The 24,149-nt window shown below is 69.5% G+C and carries 25 protein-coding genes and 1 pseudogene; 18 read left to right on the forward strand and 8 right to left on the reverse strand.

The window, feature by feature from the left end:
• Window positions 1-49: 49 nt before the first annotated feature.
• On the reverse strand, window positions 50-295 hold the full coding sequence (locus tag JNO44_RS33975; RefSeq protein ID WP_205367763.1) for a hypothetical protein: 246 nt from the start codon (window positions 293-295) through the stop codon (window positions 50-52).
• Window positions 296-445: 150 nt separating this feature from the next.
• Between JNO44_RS33975 and JNO44_RS33980 the strand changes: the two genes are divergently transcribed.
• The 3 genes from JNO44_RS33980 (at window position 446) to lanM (ending at window position 4,087) form a co-directional block, all read left to right on the forward strand.
• Complete coding sequence (locus tag JNO44_RS33980; protein WP_240167780.1) at window positions 446-820, forward strand: hypothetical protein; 375 nt, start codon at window positions 446-448, stop codon at window positions 818-820.
• A gap of 151 nt (window positions 821-971) precedes the next feature.
• Entirely contained in the window at window positions 972-1,100 is a 129-nt protein-coding gene (locus tag JNO44_RS44610; protein ID WP_268254004.1) for a hypothetical protein, read from the forward strand.
• 251 nt (window positions 1,101-1,351) lie between these two features.
• Complete coding sequence (gene lanM / locus JNO44_RS33985) at window positions 1,352-4,087, forward strand: type 2 lanthipeptide synthetase LanM (protein WP_205367767.1); 2,736 nt, start codon at window positions 1,352-1,354, stop codon at window positions 4,085-4,087.
• Between the two features lie 65 nt (window positions 4,088-4,152).
• Here lanM and JNO44_RS33990 read toward each other — a convergent pair whose 3' ends face one another.
• Entirely contained in the window at window positions 4,153-4,821 is a 669-nt protein-coding gene (locus tag JNO44_RS33990) for a TetR/AcrR family transcriptional regulator (RefSeq protein WP_205367769.1), read from the reverse strand.
• An 82-nt stretch (window positions 4,822-4,903) separates the two neighbouring features.
• Between JNO44_RS33990 and JNO44_RS33995 the strand changes: the two genes are divergently transcribed.
• Window positions 4,904-6,499 (forward strand): FAD-dependent oxidoreductase, encoded by a 1,596-nt coding sequence (locus tag JNO44_RS33995; protein WP_205367772.1) that lies wholly within the window; start codon window positions 4,904-4,906, stop codon window positions 6,497-6,499.
• Between the two features lie 77 nt (window positions 6,500-6,576).
• Here the strand turns inward: JNO44_RS33995 and JNO44_RS34000 are convergent, their stop codons facing one another.
• The gene (locus JNO44_RS34000; RefSeq protein WP_205367774.1) at window positions 6,577-7,323 is read right to left on the reverse strand and encodes a TetR/AcrR family transcriptional regulator; all 747 of its coding nucleotides are present in this window, start codon (window positions 7,321-7,323) and stop codon (window positions 6,577-6,579) included.
• A gap of 37 nt (window positions 7,324-7,360) precedes the next feature.
• On the opposite strand from JNO44_RS34000, the gene JNO44_RS34005 reads away from it, so the two are divergent.
• From JNO44_RS34005 to JNO44_RS34035, 7 genes are all read left to right on the forward strand, one after another.
• A complete protein-coding gene (locus JNO44_RS34005; protein ID WP_240167781.1) occupies window positions 7,361-8,896 on the forward strand; it encodes an FAD-dependent monooxygenase in 1,536 nt (511 codons plus the stop codon).
• A 95-nt stretch (window positions 8,897-8,991) separates the two neighbouring features.
• Window positions 8,992-10,341 carry a DUF2254 domain-containing protein gene (locus JNO44_RS34010; RefSeq protein ID WP_205367777.1) on the forward strand — a complete coding sequence of 450 codons (1,350 nt, stop codon included), beginning with the start codon at window positions 8,992-8,994 and terminating at the stop codon, window positions 10,339-10,341.
• Between the two features lie 116 nt (window positions 10,342-10,457).
• Window positions 10,458-10,676, forward strand: a complete 219-nt coding sequence (locus JNO44_RS34015) for a hypothetical protein (RefSeq protein WP_205367778.1) — start codon at window positions 10,458-10,460, stop codon at window positions 10,674-10,676.
• Complete coding sequence (locus JNO44_RS34020; protein ID WP_205367779.1) at window positions 10,676-10,993, forward strand: transcriptional regulator; 318 nt, start codon at window positions 10,676-10,678, stop codon at window positions 10,991-10,993. The genes JNO44_RS34015 and JNO44_RS34020 overlap by 1 nt, the downstream gene beginning before the upstream one ends.
• 62 nt (window positions 10,994-11,055) lie before the next feature.
• The gene (locus JNO44_RS34025; protein WP_205367780.1) at window positions 11,056-11,580 is read left to right on the forward strand and encodes a hypothetical protein; all 525 of its coding nucleotides are present in this window, start codon (window positions 11,056-11,058) and stop codon (window positions 11,578-11,580) included.
• 209 nt (window positions 11,581-11,789) lie between these two features.
• Entirely contained in the window at window positions 11,790-12,377 is a 588-nt protein-coding gene (locus JNO44_RS34030) for a hypothetical protein (RefSeq protein WP_205367781.1), read from the forward strand.
• A 228-nt stretch (window positions 12,378-12,605) separates the two neighbouring features.
• Window positions 12,606-13,700, forward strand: a complete 1,095-nt coding sequence (locus JNO44_RS34035; protein ID WP_205367782.1) for an amidohydrolase family protein — start codon at window positions 12,606-12,608, stop codon at window positions 13,698-13,700.
• A gap of 113 nt (window positions 13,701-13,813) precedes the next feature.
• On the opposite strand, the gene JNO44_RS34040 is transcribed toward JNO44_RS34035, so the two are convergent.
• The 3 genes from JNO44_RS34040 to JNO44_RS34050 form a co-directional block, all read right to left on the reverse strand.
• Window positions 13,814-14,281, reverse strand: coding sequence for a hypothetical protein (locus tag JNO44_RS34040; protein WP_102924656.1), 468 nt, complete (start codon window positions 14,279-14,281; stop codon window positions 13,814-13,816).
• 176 nt (window positions 14,282-14,457) lie between these two features.
• On the reverse strand, window positions 14,458-15,228 hold the full coding sequence (locus JNO44_RS34045; protein WP_205367783.1) for an MBL fold metallo-hydrolase: 771 nt from the start codon (window positions 15,226-15,228) through the stop codon (window positions 14,458-14,460).
• A 79-nt stretch (window positions 15,229-15,307) separates the two neighbouring features.
• Window positions 15,308-16,117, reverse strand: a complete 810-nt coding sequence (locus tag JNO44_RS34050; protein ID WP_205367784.1) for an AraC family transcriptional regulator — start codon at window positions 16,115-16,117, stop codon at window positions 15,308-15,310.
• Between the two features lie 84 nt (window positions 16,118-16,201).
• Here JNO44_RS34050 and JNO44_RS34055 point away from each other — a divergent pair, with 84 nt between their 5' ends.
• Both JNO44_RS34055 and JNO44_RS34060 read left to right on the forward strand, forming a co-directional pair.
• The gene (locus tag JNO44_RS34055; RefSeq protein ID WP_205367785.1) at window positions 16,202-17,014 is read left to right on the forward strand and encodes a sulfite exporter TauE/SafE family protein; all 813 of its coding nucleotides are present in this window, start codon (window positions 16,202-16,204) and stop codon (window positions 17,012-17,014) included.
• Between the two features lie 236 nt (window positions 17,015-17,250).
• Complete coding sequence (locus tag JNO44_RS34060) at window positions 17,251-17,691, forward strand: hypothetical protein (RefSeq protein ID WP_205367786.1); 441 nt, start codon at window positions 17,251-17,253, stop codon at window positions 17,689-17,691.
• Window positions 17,692-17,804: 113 nt separating this feature from the next.
• Here the strand turns inward: JNO44_RS34060 and JNO44_RS34065 are convergent, their stop codons facing one another.
• Both JNO44_RS34065 and JNO44_RS34070 read right to left on the reverse strand, forming a co-directional pair.
• Window positions 17,805-18,485 (reverse strand): NAD(P)H-dependent oxidoreductase, encoded by a 681-nt coding sequence (locus JNO44_RS34065; RefSeq protein WP_205367788.1) that lies wholly within the window; start codon window positions 18,483-18,485, stop codon window positions 17,805-17,807.
• A 48-nt stretch (window positions 18,486-18,533) separates the two neighbouring features.
• Window positions 18,534-18,866, reverse strand: a complete 333-nt coding sequence (locus JNO44_RS34070; protein WP_205367790.1) for an ArsR/SmtB family transcription factor — start codon at window positions 18,864-18,866, stop codon at window positions 18,534-18,536.
• 404 nt (window positions 18,867-19,270) lie between these two features.
• Between JNO44_RS34070 and JNO44_RS34075 the strand changes: the two genes are divergently transcribed.
• The 5 genes and pseudogenes from JNO44_RS34075 to JNO44_RS34100 all read left to right on the forward strand — a co-directional run bounded on the left by JNO44_RS34075 (window position 19,271) and on the right by JNO44_RS34100 (window position 23,799).
• Window positions 19,271-20,551 (forward strand): chloride channel protein, encoded by a 1,281-nt coding sequence (locus JNO44_RS34075; protein ID WP_240167782.1) that lies wholly within the window; start codon window positions 19,271-19,273, stop codon window positions 20,549-20,551.
• A 470-nt stretch (window positions 20,552-21,021) separates the two neighbouring features.
• Window positions 21,022-21,423, forward strand: a complete 402-nt coding sequence (locus JNO44_RS34080; protein ID WP_205367792.1) for a lipoprotein — start codon at window positions 21,022-21,024, stop codon at window positions 21,421-21,423.
• Window positions 21,424-21,438: 15 nt separating this feature from the next.
• Window positions 21,439-21,615, forward strand: coding sequence for a hypothetical protein (locus tag JNO44_RS34085; RefSeq protein ID WP_205367794.1), 177 nt, complete (start codon window positions 21,439-21,441; stop codon window positions 21,613-21,615).
• Window positions 21,616-21,836: 221 nt separating this feature from the next.
• A pseudogene (locus JNO44_RS43925) lies at window positions 21,837-22,330 on the forward strand (transposase); the annotation flags it as partial.
• An 884-nt stretch (window positions 22,331-23,214) separates the two neighbouring features.
• The gene (locus tag JNO44_RS34100) at window positions 23,215-23,799 is read left to right on the forward strand and encodes a GNAT family N-acetyltransferase (protein WP_205367802.1); all 585 of its coding nucleotides are present in this window, start codon (window positions 23,215-23,217) and stop codon (window positions 23,797-23,799) included.
• Window positions 23,800-24,149: the final 350 nt, after the last annotated feature.

The following is a 24,149-nucleotide window of genomic DNA, read 5'->3' on the forward strand; positions in this document are numbered from 1 at the left end:
GGGCGCGTGGGCGACCGGTCCGGGCCCTGTTCGTCTCGCGGCTACTGCGTCATGGTTCGATCGTCCAGCGCTGCTGGCGCGCTTCGTTGCGGCATTCGTCGACCGTCACGTAGCCCTGCTCCTTCAACGGCCGTACCAGGCACAGGTGATCGGCCTCCCAGTCGTCCGCGCGTGCCGCGGGGCCACCCGTCGGGGTCGGCAGCCTCCGATCGAGGTCGAAGGGCTCCCTCCCCCATGCGGGGGAGGCGAATTGGACCTTGCGCACGATTCGGCGGAGCGGACTGCGAGACAGCATGGGGCCATGGTCACGTTTGGGACACCGACAGCCGCTGCCGTCTCAGGGAGTCGGCCCCCCGCCCGTTGGGTGGTCCGAGTCGCCCACCTTGCGGCACTCACCGCTGTGCCGTCCGGGATCTGGCGGATCGCGTTGGGGGTCGGCATACCGGTGGGATTCAACACCACGGGATGGGACATCCCCGGCTGGTTCAGCGCCATGTGCATCGCGATGAGCTTGGCCACCGAAGGGCTCACATTGCTCACACTCGGGCTGGTCAAGCCATGGGGCGAGGTGGTGCCGGGCTGGCTCCCGCTGATCGGAGGGAAGCGTGTCGCGCCGCTGGCGGCGGTGATCCCGGCGTTGCTCGGCGCGGCCGTTGTGATGCTGTTGACGATCCCCCGGGCGGGCGGCTTCGGAGGGGCCCAGGGAGCCCCGACCGGGCCGGCGCTCGTCGTGATGAACGCCTGTTACGCACCACTGCTGCTATGGGGACCACTGCTCGTGGTCGTCACGCTCTCCTATTACCGACGGCGCCTGAACTGAGCATGCGCGGTCAACCCGTTGCGGCCCTGCCGTGGGGCACGCCCCGATGAAGCCCGAGATGTGGCGCACTATCGAGATTTCATCGACATTTCACTCCCCCCTGTCAAGGTCACAGAGTAAGCACCTACCACACAAAGGGAGATGAACAGCCATGAGCGATGATCTTCTGGGTACGTACGACGAGACTCAGCTCATCGAGATGAGCCAGGAGCCGGAGCAGGAGTCGGCCCCCAACGCGAGCCAGATCGGGTGCAGCTTCAGCTTCTGTTTCCGCGACTGAGCAATGACATCGTTGCCCAGATAACTGCGGCATGACCGCCCGGCGGGGTGAGGGTCGGATCGTGACCCTCACCCCGCTGGGTCAGCTCGCATTGTCTCGTATCTGCGCGCAATGGGGTACCGCATTGCGACTTCTCCACGGAGTCTCCGCCCGGAAATCCGGCACGGTCCCCACCGGAAACTGGTCGACAACCGGGCGCGTCACCGTGTTCCGAAGGCGGGCGCCGGTTCTTCTCTGATTGGCGAGCGAGGATGAGCAATCCGACTCTGGGCGTGCAGGCGTTCCTTCCCTTCTATCGGCACGTCCTTCCGCTGGAGACGTTCGCGGAGAACCTGGCGCCGCAACTCTCCGCGACCGTGGCCGAAGAGGACCGCGGGAAGGTCACCGCCAAGTTGTGGCAGGTGGCGTTGCATGTCGTGGAGGACCATAGCTACCGCACGTTGATAGAGCGCTTCCACCACTTCCGTACAGAGCGCGGCCTCCCCCTGGATCCCGGCAGCAGTACCGGCATCGACGCGTTCCGCCTCGCCTTGCGTCATCCGGACACCTGCGAGGCGGTCTTGGACGCGTACCCGGTGTTGCGGCGCCGCCTGGAGAAGATCACGGAGAACCTGCTAAAGGCGTACGCGAGGATGTTCGTCGCCTTCCACGACGACCGTGCGCAATTGGCCCACATCGCCGGAATCGGCCCGCAGGAGACCATCCGGGAAGTGAGTCTGTCGAACTCCGATCCGCACAACGGCAATCAGCGGGTCATGTTCGTCACCACCGCCTCGGGCGCACAGCTGGTCTTCAAGCCGAGGCCGCTGGCCGGGGACGCGTTCGCCCGTGCCGTGTTCGACGCCGCCGAGCCGTACATGCAACACGGCCTCTCCGGTTGCGTTCCGGCCTCGCTCTCGCCGGGCGGCCACGGCTGGCAGGCAATGTTGGCCAGTAAGCCCATGACCTCCGACGCGCAGGCGGGGCGCTATTTCTACCGTCTCGGGGCTCTGATCTGCTTGTTCGGTGCTCTCGGCGCCACCGACCTGCACGACGAAAACCTGCTCGCCTGCGGCGAGTTCCCGTGCGTGGTCGACACCGAGACCCTGCTGCGCGCCCACTTCGGCGCCGCGATGAAGGACACGCTCACCGACACGCTGGTGGAGCAGATGAGGCTCTCGCCGGCGTCCACGCTGCTGCTGCCGGTCAACAACCCGCACTCGGTGATCGATGTGATGCTTGCCGGTGTCGGCGTGCTCGGTGAGCAGAAGTCGTCGCTGAAGAACCCGACGGTCGTGGACCCCGAGAGCGACGGCATTCGGGTCGAATGGCGCACGTTCACCCACCGGCATTCCGCCAACGTCCCGTCCCTGAAGGGCGAACAGCTCGCCATCGGCGACTACTTCGTCGACGTGATGAGCGGCTATCGGGATGCCCTGGAATGCGTGCGGTCCGGCACGATCGACGCGGTACTGGACCGCTTCGCGGACATGCCGGTGCGGTGCCTCATACGGGCGACGGAGGTCTACGCCCGCTACCTGGACGCCTCCACCCACCCGACGTATCTGCGCGACGAGAGCGAATCCCGCCGGTTGTTCGGTCTGCTACGGCGGTTCCACAGGACGCTGACGCCGGAGCAGAACGATGCGCTGGCCGCCGCCGAGCACGCGGCCCTGGACACCGGTGACATCCCGTACTTCTCCACGCTCGCCGGCGACACCGACGTCTGTGCGTACGGTGGCGAGCCGTGGCCGTTGTTCCACCACTCTCCCCTCGCCACGGCCCGCCGCGGACTGGCCATGGCACGAGAGCGCCATGACAGGTTCCACCGGTTCCTGGTCGAAGAGTGCCTCGGCCACATCGCCCCCGATGCCGGCGGGGTGTGGCGGCACTCGGTCTTCGGCCCCACCCTTCTACCGGCCGGGCCCGGCACCTGGGGCGGGCGGATCGCCGAGGTGATCGGCGATCTGGCGGTCACCAGTGGCAACGAGCCCGAGCACGGCGCCGGCGCCGGATGGCTCGGCAGCATCGGCCCGGACCGCCATACGCCCACCATCAACCCGGGCAACCACGTGGCCTTCCACGACATGGGAGGCATTCGACGCGCGCTGGTATCGGCCGGGCGCCACAGCACGGCGCATGCCGCCGAAGTCGGCCTCCGCGAACTCACCGACACGTACGGCGAGCAGTTGGACGCCCTCCCGGAATCGGTGTTCTCCGGATTCGCGTCACAACTGCTGTCGATGCCCGATGCGATCGACGACGCCTGGCTGGACACCCTGCTCGAAAAGATCGCCAAGCGGGGCGAGGACCGCGAGGGCGATCTGTCCAACGGGCCGGCCGGTCCCCTGATGCTGCTGCTGTCCCGTATGGAGAGCGGCATCCCGGCGCGTGCCGCAGCTCTGGACGCTCTGGCGCGCACGGCCTTCGATCCGCACGGGCCCCAGCCCAAGGGCGCCAGGTGGGAGGTCGCGCACGGGCAGCTCGGCGTGATGTGGGCCAAAGCCCGGGCCGGGCAGCTGATGTCCCATGCGCAGTGGCGGCGGGAGGCCGCCGAGTGGCTGGAACGCCAGCTGCCGGACTGTCGGGCGACGCTCGCGGGTTGGTGCAACGGCGCCGCCGGTGTTCTCCTCGCGGCCGGCGAGATCGGCCGGCGCACCGGGCTCGACGACCTGGTGCGTGCGCATGCGGAACGCCTGGCGCAGGCCGCCGTCGCGTTGCCCGACGACCGGCCGGTGGACCTGTCGGTGTGCCACGGGACCTCCGGGGTGGTCCAGTGCCTGCTCGCCGCCTCCCGCCAGCTGGACGACCCGACGCTGATCGATCGGGCACGGTCCTACCAGCACCGGGTGCTGGCGCAGGCCCGGCAGACCGGCTTCTACGTCGGAGCGCCGGGGCACACCTCGCTCGTCGGCTACATGCTCGGTTGGGCGGGGGTCGCGGACAGCGACTTGATGCTCAACACCCCTGAGCTGCCCAACGGGGCTCCGACCGCCTTCCTCTGCTAGGCGGCCGGCAGTCACTCCCCCGTCCCGGCGTCCGCGCGGGCCGACCGGGACGCGCCCTTCGACGGTCAGTCGGAGTGGTCGGCGTCGCCGCGGACGAGGCAGCCGATCAGCCGGGCGAGTTGCCCGGCGTAGTGCTCGACCACTTCGGGCGAGTTCGCGTCGGCGCCGAACAGGCCGCGGGCCAGCTGGGGGTAGACGGCCAGCGCGTTCGACGCGCTCATCTCGATGAGCAGCAGCGCGGCCGGGTCGAGCCGGTCGTCGAGTTCGCCGGCCTGCTGGCGCGCGCGGATCTGCGCCACCTCGTGGTGCAGCCGGGCGTTGCGTTCGGTCGCGTCCTCGTCGTCGTCCTCACCGGTGTCGGCAAGTCCCTCCCAGGCGAGCAGGCGCCCGCCGAGACGGGGGTCGATGCTCGCCCGCACATAGCGCTTGATCATCTCGGCGTGGTCGGTGTCGTCGGGGATCGTCTCGGCCTCGTAGGTCCGCCATCGCCGGCCGATCTCCCGGTACAGGCCCTCCTTGCCGTCGAAGTAGTACGAGATGAGCTGCTGGTTCACGCCGGCGCGCGCGGCGATCTCCGACACCCGGGCGCCCGCGAAGCCCTTGGCGGAGAAGACCTCGATCGCGGCGTCGAGGATCGCCGCCTTGGTGCGCTCGGGATCGCGCTGCCGCTCGTGCGCCGCCGGCGCCCGACGCGTCGCCCGCGGTGCGTTGGTGTCGCTCTTCTTGCTGGTCATGGCCAGGATTCTGCCATCCGGCCGACTAACCTAATCATCCATCTGTTTGACAAGTTCATCCAGGCGGTTGATTCTGTCGCACATGAATCAGCAGAGGACTCAGGTAGCCGTCGTCGGGGGCGCCCTCACCGGGCTGAGCGCCGCCCTCTTCCTCGCCCATCAGGGCATCCGGGTCACGGTGGTCGAGCGCCACCCCGACCTGCTCCCCCACCCCAGACTGCGCGGCATCACCCCGCGAACCGTCGAGGTCTTCCGCCAGGTCGGGCTCGGTCCGTCGATCCGCCGGGAGAGCTTCAGCGCCGAGGACGGCGCCTTCGTGCCGCTCCGGGCGAACACGCTCGCGGACGAGTACGAACCGGTGGCGGAGCCCACCGGGGCGGAATTCGACGACCCCCGCACCTTCAGCGCCGACGCCTACGCCGGGATCGACCAGGACCGGCTCGAACTCCTGCTGCGCGACCGCGCCCGCGAACTCGGGGCCGACATACGGCACTTCACCGAGGTGACCGCCCTCGACCAGGACGCGGACGGCGTCACGGTGACGATCCGGGACCGCGCGAGCGGCGACGAGGGAGCGCTCCGCGCGGACTACCTCGTCGCGGCCGACGGCTCCAGGAGCCCGGTCCGGACATGGCTGGGGATCGAAACCGACGGACCGGGAGTACTGTTCGACACGATCACCGCGCTCGTCCACGCGGACCTGTCGGCCGCGGTGCGCGGCCGCCGGATCGGCATCGCCTACCTGCAGAAGCCGCGCCCGTTCAGCTCGATGATGCCGCACGACGACTCGGGCACACGATGGCTGTTCAGCACCGGGTACGACCCGCGGCAGGAGTCGGTGGCGGACTTCACCACCGAGCGCGTGGCGGAGATGGTGCGGGCCGCATCCGGTCTGGACGACGTCGAGGTGTCGCTGCGACCGCAGATCCCCGGCACCGACGTCACCGTGCTCGGCTTCCCGATCGGCGCCCAGGTCGCACGGTCGTACCGCTCGGGCCGGGTGTTCCTGGCCGGGGACGCCGCGCGCATCCAGCCGCCCACGGGCGGCTTCGGTGGGAGCACCGGGGTCCAGGACGCACACAACCTGGCCTGGAAGCTCGCCGCCGTCCTCGCCGGGCGGGCCGGCCCCGGCCTGCTCGACACCTACGACGCCGAGCGGCGCCCCTACGGCGAGCTCGCCATGCAGCAGGCTTTCGCCCGGTTCGGCGACCGGATGGCCGGTGGCGCGCAGGGGGAACTCCTCGACTACGCCGCGGTGACGATGGGCTTCCGGTACGCCTCGGCGGCAGTGCCCGGCAACCACGACACCGCCCCGGTCCCCGCCGCCGAGCTGCGTGCACAGCCGGGCACGCGGGCTCCGCACCGCCCGACCGCGGACGGCGGTTCCACCCTCGACCTGTACGGCGAGACCTTCGTCCTCCTGGCCGGCAGCGAGGGCCAGGAGTGGGCCAGGTCCGCGAAGGACCCGGGCACCGTGTCGGGCGTCGAGGTCCGGTCGTACGTCCTCGGTGCGGACATCGACATCGCGGACGGCGAGGAGGCGCACGGCATCGGCCCGCGCGGCGCGGTGCTCGTCCGCCCGGACGGCTTCGTCGCCTGGCGCAGCCAAGCCGGCGCGGCGGATCCGGCCGCGACCCTCGCCGAGGTCCTGCGCACCGTTCTCGCCAAACAGGACTGACCACGGCCGGTCGACCGCGAGTGCGCCGCCACCGAGCGCGCGGCGGTCGATCGGCGCCGCGGCGCGGCATGGGCCCGTCAGGCCGGTGACCGGTCCTCGGGCGGGAGCAGGGTGGCCAGTCCGTCGAGGAGCCACTCCAGGACCTGCTCGAACGACTGGGGTTCGGGCGCGAGGCGTTGGGGGTCGGTGGCCCAACCGATGAAGTGGGGGTGCTCGCCCGCGGCCGCGATGCGTTCCAGGTAGGGAGCCACGGCGGCGTGCAGGTCGCTGTCGGAGTGGAGTCCGACGCGGGCTCGCATGGTGTGCTCCTCCAGCAGCGCGAGTCCGGAGCCCAGGACGTGGCCGAGCACGGTCTTGACGAACCCCATGCGGGTTGCCGCGTCGAGGCCGAGCGGTTCGAGTTCGGCGAGTGCGGCGTCGTAGAGGTGGAGGGCGTTGGGTCCCATGGGGGGACGGCTGAAGGCGAGGCGCGCGAACCAGAGGTGCCGCTGCACCGCCTCCCAGCTGGTGCGGCCGAGCCCCTGGAGCGCGGCCCGCCAGCCGTCGCCCCGGGGCACGGTGATCTGCCCGTAGACCTGGTCGGTCATGAGGTCGACCAGACCGTCCTTGCTGCCGACGTAGCGGTAGAGGGCCATCGGGCTGCGTACACCCAGGCGCGCGGCCAGTGCCCGCATGGTGATCTCGCCGGGCACCTGGTCGTCGGCGAGTTCCATCGCGGCGGCCACGATGCGCTCGCGGCTGAGTTGTTCGGTGGCGCGAGGTGGTGCGGGCTCGTCGAACCACACCAGCCCACCGGTATCGGGCCGGCGTTCAGAAGAAGTCATGGTGGATTCACTGTAGCGGTGGTGTACGTTGTACACCATGAGTGGACAACGTACACCGACCTCTGAAGTACTCGTCGTGGGCGGCGGACTGGTGGGACTCACCTCCGCTTTGGTCCTGCGCCACCACGGCGTGGCGGTGACCGTGGTGGAGAAGCGGTCGACCACCTCGCCACAGCCCAAGGCACGCCGCTTCCACATGCGCAGCATGGAGATCTTCCGCGAGCTCGGCCTGGCCGGCCTGGTCCATCACGCGGCCCGCGATCTCGCCGGGCACGACCACATGGCCGCGGGACGGACGCTGGCCGAGTCCGAGCAACTCCCCCTGTGGCACGCCGCTGGTGCGGGCGGAGCCGTCGTGGACGTCAGCCCGGAGGCGCCCTGCCTGATCGCCCAGGACGTGCTGGAGCCGGTGCTGCGCCAGGCCGCGGTCGAGGCCGGGGCCACGGTGCGGTTCGACACCGAACTCGTCGCCTTCGAGCAGCACGAGGACGAGGTGGCCGCCGAACTCCTCGACCGCGCCACCGGGGACCGTGCACCGCTGCGGGCCCGTTACGTGATAGCCGCCGACGGCGCGCGCAGCCCGATACGCCAGGCACTGGGCATCGGCCGCTCGGGGCGCGGGCCCATCGGCGAGCCGAGCGTGAACGTCTACTTCCACGCCGATCTCGGCAACGTCGTGCGCGGCCGGGAATTCAACCTCTGCCAGATCGAGCACCCCGACAGTCCCGGCGCACTGGCATCGGTCGACGGCCGGCACCGATGGGTGTTCATGGGCGGTGGGAACGCCACCGACCGGGACTGGCCCGCCCTGATCCGCACGGCTCTCGGCGTTCCGGCCCCCGACCTGGAAGTCCGCAGCGTGCTGCCGTGGCAGGCCGAGATGCTCGTCGCCGACCACTACTCCGCCGGCCGCGTGCACCTGGCCGGCGACGCCGCACACGTCATGCCGCCCTTCGCCGCCAGCGGCGCCAACACCGGCATCGCCGACGCGCACAACCTCGGCTGGAAACTCGCCGCAGTCCTCCGGGGCCAGGCGGCACCGGCGCTGCTGGACAGCTACCACGCGGAGCGCCGTCCGGCCGGATGGTTCGCGGCCGACCAGTCGAGCCGCCGCACGCTGAACCTCCGTGATCAGCTGTCGTCCCCCGATCCCACGCTCGCTCACCACTTCGTGCTGGGCGCGGGCGGTTTCCAATACACCGAGGGAGCCCTCGCAGTCACCCCGGAAACACCCAACGACCCCGAACCGATCACCGAATTCAATCCCATCGGCCGCATCGGCACCCGCATTCCCCACCGCTGGCTCGACCAGGCCCGCACCCGATCGACCATCGACCTCGCCGGGCCGGGCTGGGCCCTGTTGACCGGCCCCCGCTCACCGCACCCGGATCCCGGGCACGCCGGCCTCGTCGTGCACCGCCTGGACGTGGACTTCCTTCCCTCCGACCAGTCCCTGCTCATCAGGCCGGATCACGTCGTCGCCTGGCGCGGCACCGATCCGCGCGCCGCCACCGAGGCGTTGGTCGGGCTGCTCGACGGCCGGAGCAGCACCACCGAGTTCGCCGGGACGTAGCACGCGTCGTTCGGCGCCGGCCGAACGTGTCACGGGGGAACGTCCCGGGGTGCGGCAGGCCCTGACAACGCACCGGCGATCGATACATTCGGCACATGAGTCGCGGTCGTTGGAAGTGGTACCTCACGCGCCACCGGCTGCGTGCTCCCCGGCTCTGGCCGCTGCCCGTCACCCTGCTGTGCGCCGCGCTGTTCCTGTCCTGGCTGTTCCCGCTGATCGACCGCGAGGTCACCTACTACGGGGATGAGCTCGGCAAGCGCTTCTTCGTCCACCTGGACAGCGGCTCGATGTCCACGCTGCTGTCAGCGGTCGCGGGCGGCATGATCACCCTGACCGGTCTGGTGTTCACGGCGATCACCCTGGCCATGCAGTTCGGCGCCTCGCAACTGTCGGTGCGCGTGGTGCCGATCCTGCGGCAGGACCCCGTGATGCGCTGGGCGATCGGCACCTTCATGGCCACGTTCGTCTACACACTGATGATCTCGGTGCGACTCGCCGTCACCCAGGAGGACTATCGGCCGGTCATCTCGATGTTCTTCGCGATCCTGCTCGCCCTGGTGTGCGCCGTGCTGTTCTTCGCGCTCGTCGCGCGCGTGACGACGGTACTGAACTCGGGGCAGCTGCTGCGCTATCTGGCCACCGAGGGCCGCAAGGCGGTGGACCGCACACACCCGAAGGACGCGCTCGCCGCGCCTGCCGAGGAGGCTGCCGGCCCGGACGCCCGGCCCGACGCCGAACCCGTGGTGATCCGGCTCGGCACCCCGCCCAGGCACGGCCAGACACTCATCGCCTGCGACGACCACGGTCTGGCGCGGCTCGCCCGACGCACCGGGGCACGCATCCAACTCGTGCCGGTCACCGGCGACTTCGTCGCCCAACAGGCACCGCTGTTCCTGGTGCACCCGGGCACGAAGCCGCCGGACCGCATGGGCCTGACGCGCCACCTGTTGTTCGGCACCACCTACAGCGCGGGCACCGATCCGGCCGGGGCACTGCGCGCGTTCGTCGACATCGCGCTCAAGGCACTGTCCCCGGCCATCAACGACCCCGGGCGCGCCGTGCAGTGCCTGGACCACATCGAGGACCTGCTGGTGATGATCGCGCCCAGGCTCGCCGCCCGGCGCCCCGCGGACCCGTCGGCCGCATTCCAACACCGCACCCGCTCCTGGCCCGACTACGTCTGTATCGCCACCGACGAGATCCGGCACTACAGCGGTGCCTCGATGCAGGTACAGCGGCGATTGCGGGCCCTGTACGCCACCGTCGCCCAGGCATGCACCGCCGAACAGGTCACGCCACTGCGCTCCCGACTGGCGACGATGGACGCCGAGGTCGGTGCGCACTGGCCGCAGGACCTCGACGGCCGCCTGGCCCGACTCCCCGACTCCCAGGGCCTGGGCACGGAACCCGGCGACACCGGGAAGGGCCTGACCTCCAGGTTTTAGCCCTCCCGGCGATCGCGGCCCCGTCGAGACGGGCGACCAGCCGCGCAACGATCATGCGGCGGCCGTGCCATTGCGAACGCGCTCCCAGGCATCCGCGCGGCACCGCCGGCCACCTCATGCACAAGAGGACCCCCGTCGCGGGGGCGCTGTTCACCCTGTGGATGGCGGCAGTTGTCATCGCGGTGTTCGTCGCGTCGGTGATCGCCGCCCGCCTGGCCCACCTGCCGATTCCCTCCGTGCCCGCCGCGGCCGTCGCCGCCGTGGCGACACTGGTGGCCGCCTACGCGACCCGCCCCCTCGTCAAGCGCATCGCCAAGAGGGACGACCAGGGCTGATGGACCCGGACTTCGACGAATTCCTGCACGTGCAGGCCCGATTGTCCATCGTCGCACTGCTGGCCCCGGCCGACTGGGTGGCATTCGGCTTCGTCCGGGACGCCGTCGACACCAGCGACTCCGCCCTGTCCAAGCAGATCACCACGTTGGCCGACGCAGGCTGCGTAGAGGTGCGCAAGACACGGAACCACACGGGCCGCCACACCCACCTCCGGCTCACCGCACACGGCCGCCAGGCATTCCAACGGCACGCATCCGCCCTCGAAAGGATCTTGGCGGCAGCGCGCACCGCGGATCCGGCACCTGAGCCCGGGTGACCGACGCGACCACGACGCCCCTCATGATGCCTGTCATCTGTGACGCCCTTAAGGTTTCAGACATGAAATCCTTGCTCACCGTCCTCCGCGAACACGACGACGCCGCGTCCTACCTCGCTTGGCCCGGCGATTTCGACCTGGATCGCGGCGACCACGTCGAGGAGGTCCACCTGGCCTCGGGTGCCGCGTTGGAGGGCTTCGCCGGTGACGGCGCCGGGGGCACGTTCTTCTTCTGCGGCCAAGGCGGCGAGGAACGGCCTGTCTTGTACGCGGACTCCGAAGGGGGCGCGGCGCTGGTCGCGATCGGCCTGCCCGAACTCCTGCGGCTCCTGTTGGTCGCCCCGTGGTGGCGCGACTGTCGAACGTTCACCGCGGAGGAGAGCCGCGACCTCGCGGCCGAGTACGAGGAGGACATGCCCGACCTCACGGCCCGGCGGGACCGCGCCGCCGCGGCCCTCGGCCTCACCCTTCCCGCCGAGGCGGACGCCTTGGCCCGCTTGCGCGAGGTAGCCCTCGGAGCCGGGGAGGACTTCGTCCTCGTCTTCACGCCGGAGGGCGAGCCGTACGCTCCTTTGATCAGCGACTGAGACACCGCCGGCGAGGCGGGACGGTCGCACGAACTGTGCAGAGGGCGGATGGACGGCGAATGGCGGGCCCGACCGACGCGTGACCACGTTTGCGCCGCGGGCTCCGGTCTCCGGCACCGCGGATGTGCGCACGTCAATGTCGTGTACAGATCCGTCGTCCGACCGGCGGGACACCGACCGGACCGCAGGACCGCGGATATAACGCAGGCATGGAAGAGAAGCCCGAACTGTCGCCCAGTCTGTCGTGGACCGCTCTCGGCCTGCTCCTCGCGGCAGGCGTGATCGCTCTGGCCGTGTGGTTGGTGTCCATGCTCTGGGGCCCGTTCGCGTATCGGGCGGGCCTGGCCGGCACTCCGGGCACCCTGACCGCGGCGCACTGCCACGTCACCGGCAGCGGCAAGTACAGCAAACGCGATTGCAGCGGCACGTTCGTCGCGTCGACCGGGGCATTCACCGACGGCTCCGCGCACACCTACGACGTCGCACGCATCGGCGACAGCCCCCTACGAGTGCAGCGACGGTCCGACGGCGGGTACACACAGCCCCGTGCGGACCGCGCCGCGACGGCGCTCTCGGTCATTTTCGGCATCGTGAGCGGCGCGGCGGCGCTGTTGCTCTTCCTGTGCCTGCTGCCCCTGAAAGTCTCCTTCGGAAAAGGTGTGCGGTTGGGCGCCAATCCGCAACCCTGGGGGGCTCTGCTGTGGCTGCTCAGCAGAGTGTCCGTGGGCGCGGCGATCGCGTCGGCCGCCTCCCTCGCGATGATGATCGTGCTGGCGATTTTCCAGCGGTTCCTGTGAGTTGGCGCAGAGCGGCGGCAGCGAGAGGGGCGGAGATTCTCGACGTGCCTGCTCAGGAGGCGAAGTCTGTCGAAAGGCTTTCCCGTTGGGCATGTGGTGGCGCGTGACAGCAATGCGGTCGCTCCGAATGGCGCGCCCCGCACATCGTCCGAATTTCGCGGTGTGCCCCGGCACGGGTCCGTAAGAATTCCTGCAGGCCCATTCGGCATCAGCAACAACGGAGGTCCCATGAGCAAGGCACGAATCCATCGGCATCTCGCCGTGCTCGGAGCGGCCCTGACAGCCGTCGCCGTCGTCGCCTCGCCCGCCGGCGCCAACGCGGGGCGACTGGAGCGCGGCTGTTACGACCGGGCGACCGAGCCGTACACCTCGGCGGTGGACAGTCACCTTCACTTCCGCCCCTTCGGCGGCAAGGCGATTCCCTTCGACGAGCTCACCGGATATCTCCGCAAGAGCGGCGTGCGCCACGCGAGCATGTACGGCATCGGCCAGACACTGCCCGTGAATTCGGGCTGCACCTACTACCTCGACTGCCCCGGCACGCCCGTCACGCCGAGCATGAAGAACGACTTCGTCAACGCGTCCGACTATGCGCAGGAGCAGTCGAAGGATCCCGAACTCACCCTGTCCATGACCTTCATGGACCTGAACCGCCCGGAGACGATACCGGCCGGGATCGCGCTCTACGACAGCGAGTACCCGGATATGTTCCGCTGGGCCGGCGAGGTGAACCTCGTCAAGCAGGCGTTATTCCCCAACCACCACAAGCCCGCGACGAGCGAGAACATCAAGAACTGGGCGCCGTTCATGAAAACACTGCGGGAGCGGGGGATTCCGATCACCCTCCACTCCGACCTGGGCAGCAACGCCGAACCGACGAAATACCTGCACCTGATGGAAGAGGTGCTGCGGCGCTACCCCGACAACAAGATCGTCTGGGCTCACATGGGACTCTCCAAGGAACTGTCCACCATGAACCCGGACGAGCACATCCGCCTCATGCAGCGCCTCCTCGACGAACACCCCAACCTGACGCTGGACCTCAGCTGGCGCGTCCTGGAGGACCAGTACTTCAGCAAGCCGGGCGTGCGGGCGAAGTACGCGTCCTTCCTCGACCGCAATCCGACCAGAGCCATTCCCGGAACCGACTTCGTGGCTTCCCGGAACAAGGATTTCCAGGTCTACCAGGAAGAGCTCGAAGTCACGAGCCGCATCAACAAGGCGCTGGACGACACGGCGTTCCGCAACATCGCGTTGGGTGAGAACTACTTCCGCCTGCTCGGCATCAAGGAGACGGCGCCGCAGGTGTGCCGCGTGCGGTGACGAGGCAGAACGAGGTCCCGCAGTGACGCGCGGGGTCGACGACCGCTGTCCGTCGACCCCGCTGTCCGGCCGCCGACCCCACTGTCCGTCGGGCCGTGCCGTCATGCCCGCCGTCAGAACACGAACGGTCCCGGGGTCTGCGGCGACGTGGCCTTGCATGTTGCGGTGATGCCCAGCACCACCACCTGGAGCGAGGAGCCTTCCAGCTTGTCCCCCGGGGCGACGGTGCCGGTGAGCGGTCCGGTGGAGACCGCGCCACCGGCCGGGATCGCCGGGTTGGAGTTGCCGCTGAACACCGTCGTGTCCGTGCCGTTCTTGGTCATCGTGAGCTGCGAGGCGACCGAGTTCGCCCCGAGGTCGATGGGCGAGGAGATCGCCGATGTGGAAACGCTGATGGTCGCGTCCGTGCCGTTCTGGGTGGCGGTGAGCGTGGCCGTGCCGGAGCCGTAGCTACCGCAGTCGAACGAGAGGGTCGCGGTGTCCGGAGTCACCGCGGCGGAGACCGGTGCCATCGCGAGGGTGCCCGCGAGGGCGATGCCGACGCCGAGTAATGAGCCGATGCCGAGCTTGCTGTGTCTCATGGGGGACCACCTTTGTGAGGGGGTGCCAATTGAGGCATGCGCCCCTGAAGAGAACAAGGCAGATGCCCCATGATTTTTGGCGTGCCTATGTCAATCTTGGCCGTCCCGCTCCGTTCCGGTGCCAGGGCCTGTTGCCCGCCCGGCCGCCTCGGCGAACGCCCTGAGGCTGCGGCGAGCTAACGGATGGTGAAGGTGGCGCCGGGCGCGGCGTATTCGACGGGACCGTCGAACCGGGCCGAGGCCCGCGCCACCGCCTGCTGCGGTGCGAGGAAACGGCCGACGTGAGTGACGATCAGCCGGCCCGCCCGGGCCCTGCGCGCCGTGTCACCGGTGTCCTCGGGCGTGTGGTGGACCTGTTCGCCCTCGACAGGCGCCTGTGCGCTTTCGGCCTCGCACAGCAACACGTCGCACCCCGCGGCCAGTTCGGTGAGGCTCGGGCATGGCGCGGTGTCGCCGGAATACACCAACGACCTGTCCCCCGCCTCGATGCGCACGGCGAAGGCCGGAACGTCGTGCGCCACCGCCCGGCTGGCCAGTCGCAGCGAGCCGATCGTCGCCTGGTGGCCGTCATGCAACTCGGTGACGGCGAAGGCTGATTCGATCGGACTGCGGGTCGCGGTGTTGGTGAGGAAGCCGGCCAACCGGTCCGCGATCCCCACCGGGCCGTAGAGCGGGATCGGCGCCGCCAGGCGGATGTCCGCGTACAGGGCGCCGTAGTAGGCGGTGAGCAGGTCCGCGCTGTGATCGGCGTGCAGGTGCGAGATCCAGATCGCATCGAGCTCGTCCAGGCGCACATGACGCTGGAGCGGGCCGAGGGTCCCGCTGCCCGCATCCATCCAGACACGGGTGTCCCCGCTCGACACCAGATAGCCCGAGCACGGGTTGTCCGCGCTCGGATAGGGCGTCGCACACCCCAGGACCGTGAGAGAGAACGGCTCGTTGCCCATCCCGTGATCCTAGAACACACGATCCACGGGCCTGCACGATTCCCCCACCCGCTTCCCGTTGACGCGACCCGCGTCGCGTTCAGGTGGTGTGCAGGGGACGGCGGGTGGGGCTGCGTTCGCCGCCGTGGTGGGTCGCGGCGAAGCGGGACGGCGGCAGCCCGAAGGCGCGGGTGAAGGCGGCGGTGAACGCGGCGGGAGAGGCATAGCCCAGGCGGCCGGCGACCGCGCTGACGGACGCGGTACGCAGCAGCGGAACGGCCGCGAGGAGACGGGCACGGGCCCGCCAGACAGCAGGGCTCTCACCGGTCTCCGAGCGGAACCGGCGGGTGAAGGCCCGTTCACTCATGGCCGACCGGTCGGCCCATTGGGCATTGGTGACGGCGACATCCGGCGCGGCCAGGTAGCCGCGGCAGAGCTCTGCGAGGTCGCCGGAGGAAGGGATCGCGACGTGGAACGGCAGGGGCGTGCGCGCGGCGATCTCGTGCAGGAGCAGCGTCGCGATGCACCCGTCCCGTCCGGACAGGGCGTAGTCGGCCTCGAACTCCACTGCGCTCGCGAGCAGTTCGCGCAGCAGCGGGGGCACGTCCACGACCGTGCAGCCGGCGGGCCACCAGGGGACCGCGTCCGGCTCGATGTACAGACTCCGGGTGCTCACCCCCACCATGCGGACCCGGTGCTGAGTGGCGGCCGGAATCAGCACGGCACGCTCGGGCGGCACGGTCCAGGTGCCCTGGGCGGTGTCGACGACCATGACACCGGTGGCGCCGTAGAGAAACTGCGCGCGTCGGTGCTGATGCCAGTCGAGCACATGGCCGGGCGGGTAGTCGGTGCCGATCGGCAGAACCGCGCGGTCGACGTGGTCGACGGTGTCCAAGGGGACGTTCTTCACCCGGCAACTGTAGTGGCCGAGACGCGAAGAATCCTTGCCGATCTTCGCATGCGGGACGTCCGGTGGAACTGCTGGAGTGGTCCCATGGACGTTGTGGCATTGATCGGGATCGGCCTCCTCACCGGGGTGACGACCGTGTTGTTTGGGTTCGGCGGCGGGTTCGTCGCCGTTCCGGTGGTGGTGTGGGCGGACGCCGCGCTCGGCGCGGACGCGATGCGGGTGGCCACCGCCACCTCGGCCCTGGTGATGGTGGTGAACGCCGGGTTCGCGACGGCCGTCACGCCACGGCGGGTGCTGGTCACCCTGCGCGGCAGCGGCGGGCTGCTGGTGCTGCTGGCGGCCGGCTCCGCAATGGGCGCGTCGGCCGGCCGTCTCGCCCCGGCCACGCTGGTCCGTTGGGCGTTCGTCGGGTACGTGGCGCTCACCATCGTCGACCTTCTCCTGCGCCCCGGCTTCCTTCGCCCGCGCACACGCGAGGAGGCGAGGGCCGCCGCGCCACGGCAGCTGCCTGCGCTGCTGGGCGCGCCCATCGGTGCGATCGCCGCCTTCCTCGGCGTGGGCGGCAGCGTCATGACGGTGCCCGCGGCGCGGCGGGCCGGCCACACCATGCATGTGGCGACCGCGCTGGCCAACCCCCTGACCCTGGCCATCGCACTGCCGGCCACTGTGGTCTCCCTGCTGGGCGCCGCGCTTCCGACCTCCGGCGGCACCCACGTGCACCTGGTGGGTCTCGTCGACGTCGGCGCGGCCGCGGCGCTGCTCGTGGGGGGCTTGCCGGTCATCGCGGTGCTCCGGCGCCGACCGCCGCGGATCCCGGACCGGATCTACGCCCGGGCCTACGTCGGCCTCCTCGCTCTGGTGGCGCTGGCGATGCTGGTGTCAGGAGACCGGGGGTAGGCCGTTTCGTTCGGATCTCTACCACCGCCTGCGGATGCGGCTGGGGCCCGCAGGAAAGGGCCCCGGCCGGAGACAGGCCGGTGACGCACCTGCCTTTACGGATGTCATGGCCCGCTTACGTGTTCCCCGCCGCCGTGGAAGACTGCGGACTCTCGATGCGGTGAACCAACACTTCAATACCGTTGCATCGTAGGCAAGTTCGGGGCTTTGCATGTCCTGACGCAAGGCCGCTGGCCATGGACCTGAGCGAAGAGAATGCCTGGACGAGCGGCTCACTGTGGCAGGAGTGGCTGGCCCGCCAGAAGGCTGGATTCGAGGGGTGGTCGCAGGAGACTGGCGGTGGATGGGACTTCAGCATGGCCTCGCTGGACCGGCTTGAAGACCTCATCCGGAGCCGCTACTCATCTATCAGGGAGATCGAGGCTGCCGAGCAAACGCCTTTCGTCCAGGCGGCCTACTGGTACTTCGGTGAGGTGTTCTGCAGGTGCCACGGGCTCGTGCGGCAGCAGCGGCCGGGCGGCGATTCGGACGACAAGCCGTTCGTCATCGACCCCGGCGACGGGGGCACGGCGGAGGACGACGAGCGAGCTGCGACAAGCCCCGATGTGGAAATACCAGCCCTGTTCCCGCGTGGGGAGGACAACCATCTCCGTGATGCCTTGGCAGGCTGGCTGTAGCCACAAGGGCTACGGGCAGGTCCTCATCCCGGTTTCTCGCCCCCACGCCCCCTCGGCCCACACGGGGTAGCCGATAGCGACTCCACACGGCCGACGGCGCACCGTGCGGGGCGTCAGCGAACGGCGGGGCGTGCGTCCGCCGCGGCGAGCGCAACGGACTCCCGGACCGTGTCCAGCGCCGTCGCCCTTTCCTGGTCGGTCAGGTGCGCCGGTCCGTAGGTGACCACGGGGTCGAGGACCTGGTAGCCGACGAACTCCAGCATGCCGCGGTGGATGTGGAACAGGAAGTCGTCCATCGAGCCCAAGGTGCCACCCCGTTGGAACGACTCGCTGGACCCGCCGGTCGTGAACAGCAGCATGGCCCGCTTCCCGGCGAGCGCCGCGTCGCCGAAGAGTCCGTGGTCCCCACCGAAGACCGCGCCCATCACGAAGACCCGGTCCACCCACCCCTTGAGGATGGCGGGCAGAGAGAACCACCACAGCGGGAACGACAGCACGAGCAGATCGGCGGCGAGCAGCCGATCGAGATGGTCCCTGACGGTCGCGTCGAGCGTCCCGTCCTTGACCGCGCGCTGTTGCTCGGCCTGCGGCTTGAAGTGGCCTTCCACCGGCGCGAACTCCTCGCGGGCGAGGGTCGGGGCCCATCCCTCGGAGTAGAGGTCGAGGACGTCAACGCGGTAGCCGGCATCGCGCAGCGCCTGGGCCGCGGTGGCCATCTGGGCGGTGCTGAACGACTGGGGCTCGGGATGGGCGTGGACTATCAGGGCGGTTGGAGCAGCATCGAAGGTCGACATGAGGAAATCATATCGACGTATTGCGATGTGTCAATCGAAAGTCGGAAGTCAGAGCGCGGTGCCGATCGCCCGCGCCACCTGCGCCAGCCGCTCCTCGTCGCGGCGATAGTGGGTCCACTTGCCGACCCGGGTGGGACGCACCAGCCCCGCCCGTTCGAGCGTGCTCATATAGCTGGAGACCGTTGACTGGGCGAGTCCCGACTTCGCCTGGATGTGCGTGACGCACACGCCGACCGACTTGCGGTCCGCGATCGGCTCGTACTCGCTGAAGTGCGTATCGGGGTCCTTCAACCACTGCATGATCTGCAAACGGGCCGGGTTCCCAAGGGCCTTGAACACCTCGATCAGGTCACCCGCCCCCGATTCCGCCGTCGCCACCATGAGCCACCTCTCTCGCCAGACGCTCCGACACTCCACGATATCCCGATGCCTGATGGGCGTTCCTCGTCGGTCGAGCTCAGGGGCGTCCCAGTCAACAGCCGTGTCCCGCAGCTCCACGGGGCATGTGGGCGTTCATGGTGTTGGCAGTGGTGGTGAAGGCGATGGTTGTGGTGGTGATCGTGGTGGTGTCTGTTGGGTTGGGGGCAGGCCAGGACAGGCGGGGTCCTCCGGCACCGGGGGGCGCGGTGGCGCGACACGCGAGCCGTGCGCGGCCTTCTGACGCCGGGGCGGGAGACGATGCCTGGCAACGGCTCGATGGTGGCCGGCTTCCCGGGAAGGGTGGGCGAGTGGGTTACGGACGAAACGGTGACCGTGGCGGGGACAGGGCCGGCAAAGCCGGCACCGTGGGGCAGCCCAACCTTCTCGCACCGGCGGACGTGCCCGCGCTGTCCGTGCGGTTCTGGCTGCTGGCGGTGGCCACGGGTGTGCTGGCGGGGCTCGCCGGTGCCGCCCTGATGGTGCTCCTGCACGCGGCGGCCCACCTGACGTACTCCTACCGGTCCGGCGACTTGCTGACCGCCGTCGAGCAGGCCGGCGCGGCCCGTCGGGTGGTGGCCCTGGCTGCCGCCGGGGCGGTGGCGGGGACCGGCTGGTGGCTGCTGCGGTGGTGGACCGGGCCCGGTGGCTCGGAAGTGAGCACCGCGTTGTGGCGGGACGAGGGACGCCTGCCGCTGCGGCGGAGCCTGGGCACCGCGGTGCTGTCCGTGGTGATCGTGGGCATGGGCGCCTCGCTGGGGCGGGAGGCGGCGCCGCGCCTGACCGGTGCCGCGCTGGCCTCCCGGCTGTCCGACTGGGCGCACATCGGCACCGCGCACCGCAGGCTGCTGGCCGCCTGCGGCGCCGGGGCCGGCATGGCCTGCGTGTACAACGTCCCGTTGGGTGGGGCGTTGCTGACCCTGGAGGCGATGCTCGGCGTCCTGTCGCTGCGGCTGGCCCTGCCCGCCCTGGTGACGTCCTGTATCGCCACGGCGGTCTCGTGGACGGTGCTTCCCACCGGGCCCACCTACCGGCTGCCGAATGTGGGGGTATCCGCTTCGCTCACCGTGTTCGCCGTACTGATCGGCCCCGTGGCGGGGCTGGCCGCGGTCGGCTGGGTACGGATGATCCGGACCGCGCACCGACACCGGCCGACAGGGTGGCGGCTGCTGGTGATGCCGCTGTTGGTGTTCACCGTGGTCGGCGTGCTGGCCGTCCCGTATCCGCAACTGCTCGGCAACGGCAAGGACATCGTCCAGCTCACCCTCGGCGCGCAGCTCGCCGCCCCCGCACTGGTGGTGCTGCTCTTCCTCAAACCGCTCGCCACCGCCGGCAGCCTGGGCAGTGGAGCCAGCGGCGGGCTCTTCACCCCCACCGTCGCCACCGGCGCCCTGCTCGGCTCCCTCGCCGGCCAGGGCTGGACACATGCCTGGCCGGGGCCGGCCGCCGGCTTCGCGGTCATCGGCGCCGCCGCCGTCCTCGCCGCCGCCATGCAGGCACCCGTCGCCGCCGTGGTCCTGATGCTGGAACTCACCCGCACCATCGACGCGCTGATGGTCCCCCTGCTCTTCGCCGTCTGCGGAGCCATGCTCGTCTCCCGCAGACTCGACACCCCGTCCATCTACTCCGTACGCCTCCCCGCCCAGTGACCCCGCTGCGGCTGCCGCACGGCGCAGGCCCGGCGGAGCCCTAACGGAGGCGCGGAGGGGCGCGAAGGAGGCCGGTACGGTCATCGAAACGCCGCGTGCCGTGCCGACATCGGCTGCAGCCGCCCGGCCGCCGCCGAGGCCGCTTTGAGTGCCGATTGTGCCCGGTGCGGCCAGGCAGCGCACCAGTCCCGCCTCCTCCAGAGCGTCGATGAGGGGCGTCACGGCTCGTGGCACCACGCCCAACCGCTCCGCCGGTTTCGTCATCCGTGGCGATGTCCCACTGCGGGTGAGAAGGCCGAGCACCCGAGCCTGCGCGGGGGTGATCCCGAAGCGTGCAAAGCGTTCCGCCTGCCGGGCGCGCACCTGTTCGGCCATGCCGATGTTCCGGCCGCCCAGCCTCTACTGCATCAGTTGAGTCGTTTTGCGGAAGTCGGCTACCGTTCGGCGGAATCAGAGGGAGGGAGATCCGGGTGTCGAGCCGCATACGACGATGGACCGCTGGGGTGCTGGGTGCCGCGCTGGTGGCCGGGGCGGTCCTGGGCTGTGCGCGGGACGAGGGCGAGCGCGTCGCGTCGATGGGCGGTGCCCGTTCCGCGTGCAAGTTGCCGGTGACGTTCGAGGTGGGCGGACCCTGGAAGGCGAAACCGCTTGAATCGATCGACTCGGGCACGAAGAAGTGGTTCCACTTCTCCCATGCCTGCAAGCTCGAATTGGGGGCGGGGAAGGAAACGGTGGAGCTCACCGCCGACATCGACGACCTCAAAGGAAACAACCCTCGCGAGGTGCTGGGCGGCCACGACGGCGAGCACATATCCAGCCATGGCGAGTACACGCACGAACAGTACGTAAACGAGTCGGCGACGGTCGCCTAACAGCCGGCAGCGGAAATGGACTACCGGATCGACCCGCCAGCAGAAATACCCGACATCTGGGTCCGGAAGCTCGCGGTGGTGGCACCAAAGGGCACCATCGTGGTGGAAGTGCAGAGCAACGACCCCGGCGGCAAGGAACGTACCCGCCAGGTGTACGACCGGGTGAAGTCCTCCATGCGGGTTGCCTCCTGACGTCTGCGACCTTCATCCGGTGGGAAATCCCGGACTAACCGATCGTTTCAGCATGAGAACGCCGCATCATCCGCGGGCGCGCCATCCATGCCGTGCGCCCGCCGCGTCGGCTGTGAAAATCGCTCTCCGTTCGCCGGAGCACAGTGCCAAACATCCGGTGCGCAAGAGACATTGAGAACTCCTAACGAGATGATCTCCGAGGTGGTTGGGTCCGTCCCGGAATGCCGCTCCGAAGGTGTGGGGTGGGACGGCCGAAGCCGTGGGAAGTCGACGACGAGTTGTGGGCGGTGACCGAGCCTCAGCTGCCGAAGGTCGAGCGTCGGACCCGGCGTCCGGTACGCAAACGGCCTCCGGACCGGCTGGTGTTCCAGGGCATCCTGTTCGTGCTGCACACCGGGATCGCCTGGGAACACCTGCCGCAGGAAGTCGACTTCGGCTCGGGGATGACCTGCTGACGCCGCCTGGCCGGGTGAACCGAGGCAGGACGGGCAGCAAGCATCACCCGATCACCGACGCTAGTGGCATCCCGCTCGCTTCCACTGTGACCGGCGGCAACCGCAACGACGTCACCCAGCTGATCCCACTCCTCCAAGCAGTGCCGCCCGTGCGGGGCAAGCGCGGCCAGCCCCGGCGCCGACCGGACGTCGCGCTGGGCGACCGTGGCTACGACCACGACACGTACCGCAGCGCAAGCAACAGGGGGAGGCCGAGCGGTCCGTAGCAGAGCCGCGCGAGCATAGCGGCGGCGAACAGGTTGCGGGCATGGGGCAGCGTGAGGACGGTGCGATAGGACGCACCGCCCCTGTCGGGGCTTGGCATGAGGTTCCCCGAAGTGGGCGTGCCGGCGCCTGGCCATGGCCGCGTCCGGTCACGCACGGACAGGACGGATCAGCGTTCCGCCCCACCGGCCATCACTCGTCACGAGGAATCGGCGCGGGAGCGGACAGGCATCTGTCATTGCGGATCGGAGATATGCATAGGCGGCAGGGTAACCGTAACCGTCTTCGACATCCGCGCACCAGTCATTGCACACCCGGCCTGGACCCAAGTCGACGTCAACTTCCTTCTTGAGCACGCAGTTACCTCGCCTCGACCACAGCGGCCGTGACGCCCCGTGAGCTCATCTCCGTGCGTCCGTTCGCCCGCTGCCACATCCTCGCCACCTCCCGCCGTATCCTGAATCGCCTACTGCCGGTCGGTCTTTGCGCCGGATTTCGTTCCGATGTTCCTCATCCCCCACGTTTCACTCCTCGGCCGGTATGTCGCCGAGCGTGACGCTTAGCCAAACATTGACCCATCGCACACCATCCGGGTCTGAAGCAAGCCGCCAGCGTGCTGTGCGAGAGGCACCATCATGAGCACGTCGGAGCCGACGTCGCCCGCAGAAATCCTGACCGGTGCTGCGGGGCTGTCGCGAAACCTTCCCGGAGTTCCTGGATGCAGTCATGAGGATGGAGCAGTCCCAGAAGGTCGGTTCGGGTCAGGATCCGGGTCATGGCGTCGGGTTTCACGGGTTTCGTGGCGGCCGGCGTGGAATTTCGAGCCGCTCTGCAGGGACCCGCCGGTGGCCGCCGGCATAGGGACTGGCATGCTTCTCGGATGCCTGTTGAACCGCCAGCCCAGCCCGTGGTCCTGACTGCCGGTGACTTCCTTCTTCGGCCGCCGAGTGTGGACGAGAGTTCCGCAGTCCTGGAACTCGGCCTCGACTCGGACGTGCGCATGTGGAACCCCCGCTGCCAGATCACCGACGAAGCCTCCGCGATCAAGGACTGTCTGGCGGGTGCCGACTGGTCGGACGGCAGTCATGCGACATTCTCCATCGTGCACGGCCGCGACGGGCGGTACGCCGGCAACATCGCCCTTCATGGCATCGATCACGTGAACGCGCAGGCCAAAGTGGGTTACCGCATCGCCCGTTGGACCCGTGGCCAAGGGGTTGCCACGGCCGCCGTGCGCAGCGTCGCCGACTGGGCCCTGGGCGAGCTGGGGCTCAACCGCATCGTCCTGACCCACGGTGTGGAGAACACCGCCTCCTGCAGGGTCGCGCACAAGGCCGGGTTCGACCTTGAAGGCATCATGCGCATGGCCAAGCGGTTCGGCGACGGACAGTTGCACGATGAACACCTCCACGCCCTCATCTCGCGACCTGCCGCCTCCAGGGCGGTGTCCCGCCGCGGGGTGTAGCCGGGCACGGGCCGTGAACGCACGGATGTCTGCGCCGGACGTGCATCTGTTGCCGGAGACTGCTACCTGAACAAGGGGAGGTGATCGCGCAAATCTCGCTGGTGTAAGGGAAGTTCGACCGGAGGAGCGCACGATGGGCTTGCCCCAGTCTGAGCAGCCCCTCCCCGCCACGCCGCACAACCTGCCCCTGGGCCCCAGGTGCTTCGTCCAACGCGGGTGAGACGGCGCCCCAGTCGGTTCGCCCCCCGGAGGCGAGGACGCACAGCCCACCACGGACGGGCTACGCACCTGTACAGTCCGACGACCAACTGCCGGGCGAGGGCGGTACCGCGGGCCAGGTGTCCTCGTGA

This window comes from Streptomyces noursei (assembly GCF_016917755.1).
In the GTDB taxonomy this organism is placed as follows: domain Bacteria; phylum Actinomycetota; class Actinomycetes; order Streptomycetales; family Streptomycetaceae; genus Streptomyces; species Streptomyces yunnanensis.

Coding starts and splice junctions, on each gene's coding strand:
- JNO44_RS34020 (WP_205367779.1), top strand. CDS start 10,676: ATGGACCCGGACTTCGACGAATTCCTGCACGTGCAGGCCCGATTGTCC.
- JNO44_RS34025 (WP_205367780.1), top strand. CDS start 11,056: ATGAAATCCTTGCTCACCGTCCTCCGCGAACACGACGACGCCGCGTCC.
- JNO44_RS34040 (WP_102924656.1), bottom strand. CDS start 14,281: ATGAGACACAGCAAGCTCGGCATCGGCTCATTACTCGGCGTCGGCATC.
- JNO44_RS34085 (WP_205367794.1), top strand. CDS start 21,439: ATGGACTACCGGATCGACCCGCCAGCAGAAATACCCGACATCTGGGTC.
- JNO44_RS34055 (WP_205367785.1), top strand. CDS start 16,202: ATGGACGTTGTGGCATTGATCGGGATCGGCCTCCTCACCGGGGTGACG.
- JNO44_RS34015 (WP_205367778.1), top strand. CDS start 10,458: ATGCACAAGAGGACCCCCGTCGCGGGGGCGCTGTTCACCCTGTGGATG.
- JNO44_RS34005 (WP_240167781.1), top strand. CDS start 7,361: ATGAGTGGACAACGTACACCGACCTCTGAAGTACTCGTCGTGGGCGGC.
- JNO44_RS33975 (WP_205367763.1), bottom strand. CDS start 295: ATGCTGTCTCGCAGTCCGCTCCGCCGAATCGTGCGCAAGGTCCAATTC.
- JNO44_RS34065 (WP_205367788.1), bottom strand. CDS start 18,485: ATGTCGACCTTCGATGCTGCTCCAACCGCCCTGATAGTCCACGCCCAT.
- JNO44_RS34030 (WP_205367781.1), top strand. CDS start 11,790: ATGGAAGAGAAGCCCGAACTGTCGCCCAGTCTGTCGTGGACCGCTCTC.
- JNO44_RS44610 (WP_268254004.1), top strand. CDS start 972: ATGAGCGATGATCTTCTGGGTACGTACGACGAGACTCAGCTCATCGAG.
- JNO44_RS34000 (WP_205367774.1), bottom strand. CDS start 7,323: ATGACTTCTTCTGAACGCCGGCCCGATACCGGTGGGCTGGTGTGGTTC.
- lanM (WP_205367767.1), top strand. CDS start 1,352: ATGAGCAATCCGACTCTGGGCGTGCAGGCGTTCCTTCCCTTCTATCGG.
- JNO44_RS34060 (WP_205367786.1), top strand. CDS start 17,251: ATGGACCTGAGCGAAGAGAATGCCTGGACGAGCGGCTCACTGTGGCAG.
- JNO44_RS34010 (WP_205367777.1), top strand. CDS start 8,992: ATGAGTCGCGGTCGTTGGAAGTGGTACCTCACGCGCCACCGGCTGCGT.
- JNO44_RS34035 (WP_205367782.1), top strand. CDS start 12,606: ATGAGCAAGGCACGAATCCATCGGCATCTCGCCGTGCTCGGAGCGGCC.
- JNO44_RS33995 (WP_205367772.1), top strand. CDS start 4,904: ATGAATCAGCAGAGGACTCAGGTAGCCGTCGTCGGGGGCGCCCTCACC.
- JNO44_RS34045 (WP_205367783.1), bottom strand. CDS start 15,228: ATGGGCAACGAGCCGTTCTCTCTCACGGTCCTGGGGTGTGCGACGCCC.
- JNO44_RS34070 (WP_205367790.1), bottom strand. CDS start 18,866: ATGGTGGCGACGGCGGAATCGGGGGCGGGTGACCTGATCGAGGTGTTC.
- JNO44_RS33990 (WP_205367769.1), bottom strand. CDS start 4,821: ATGACCAGCAAGAAGAGCGACACCAACGCACCGCGGGCGACGCGTCGG.
- JNO44_RS34100 (WP_205367802.1), top strand. CDS start 23,215: ATGCCTGTTGAACCGCCAGCCCAGCCCGTGGTCCTGACTGCCGGTGAC.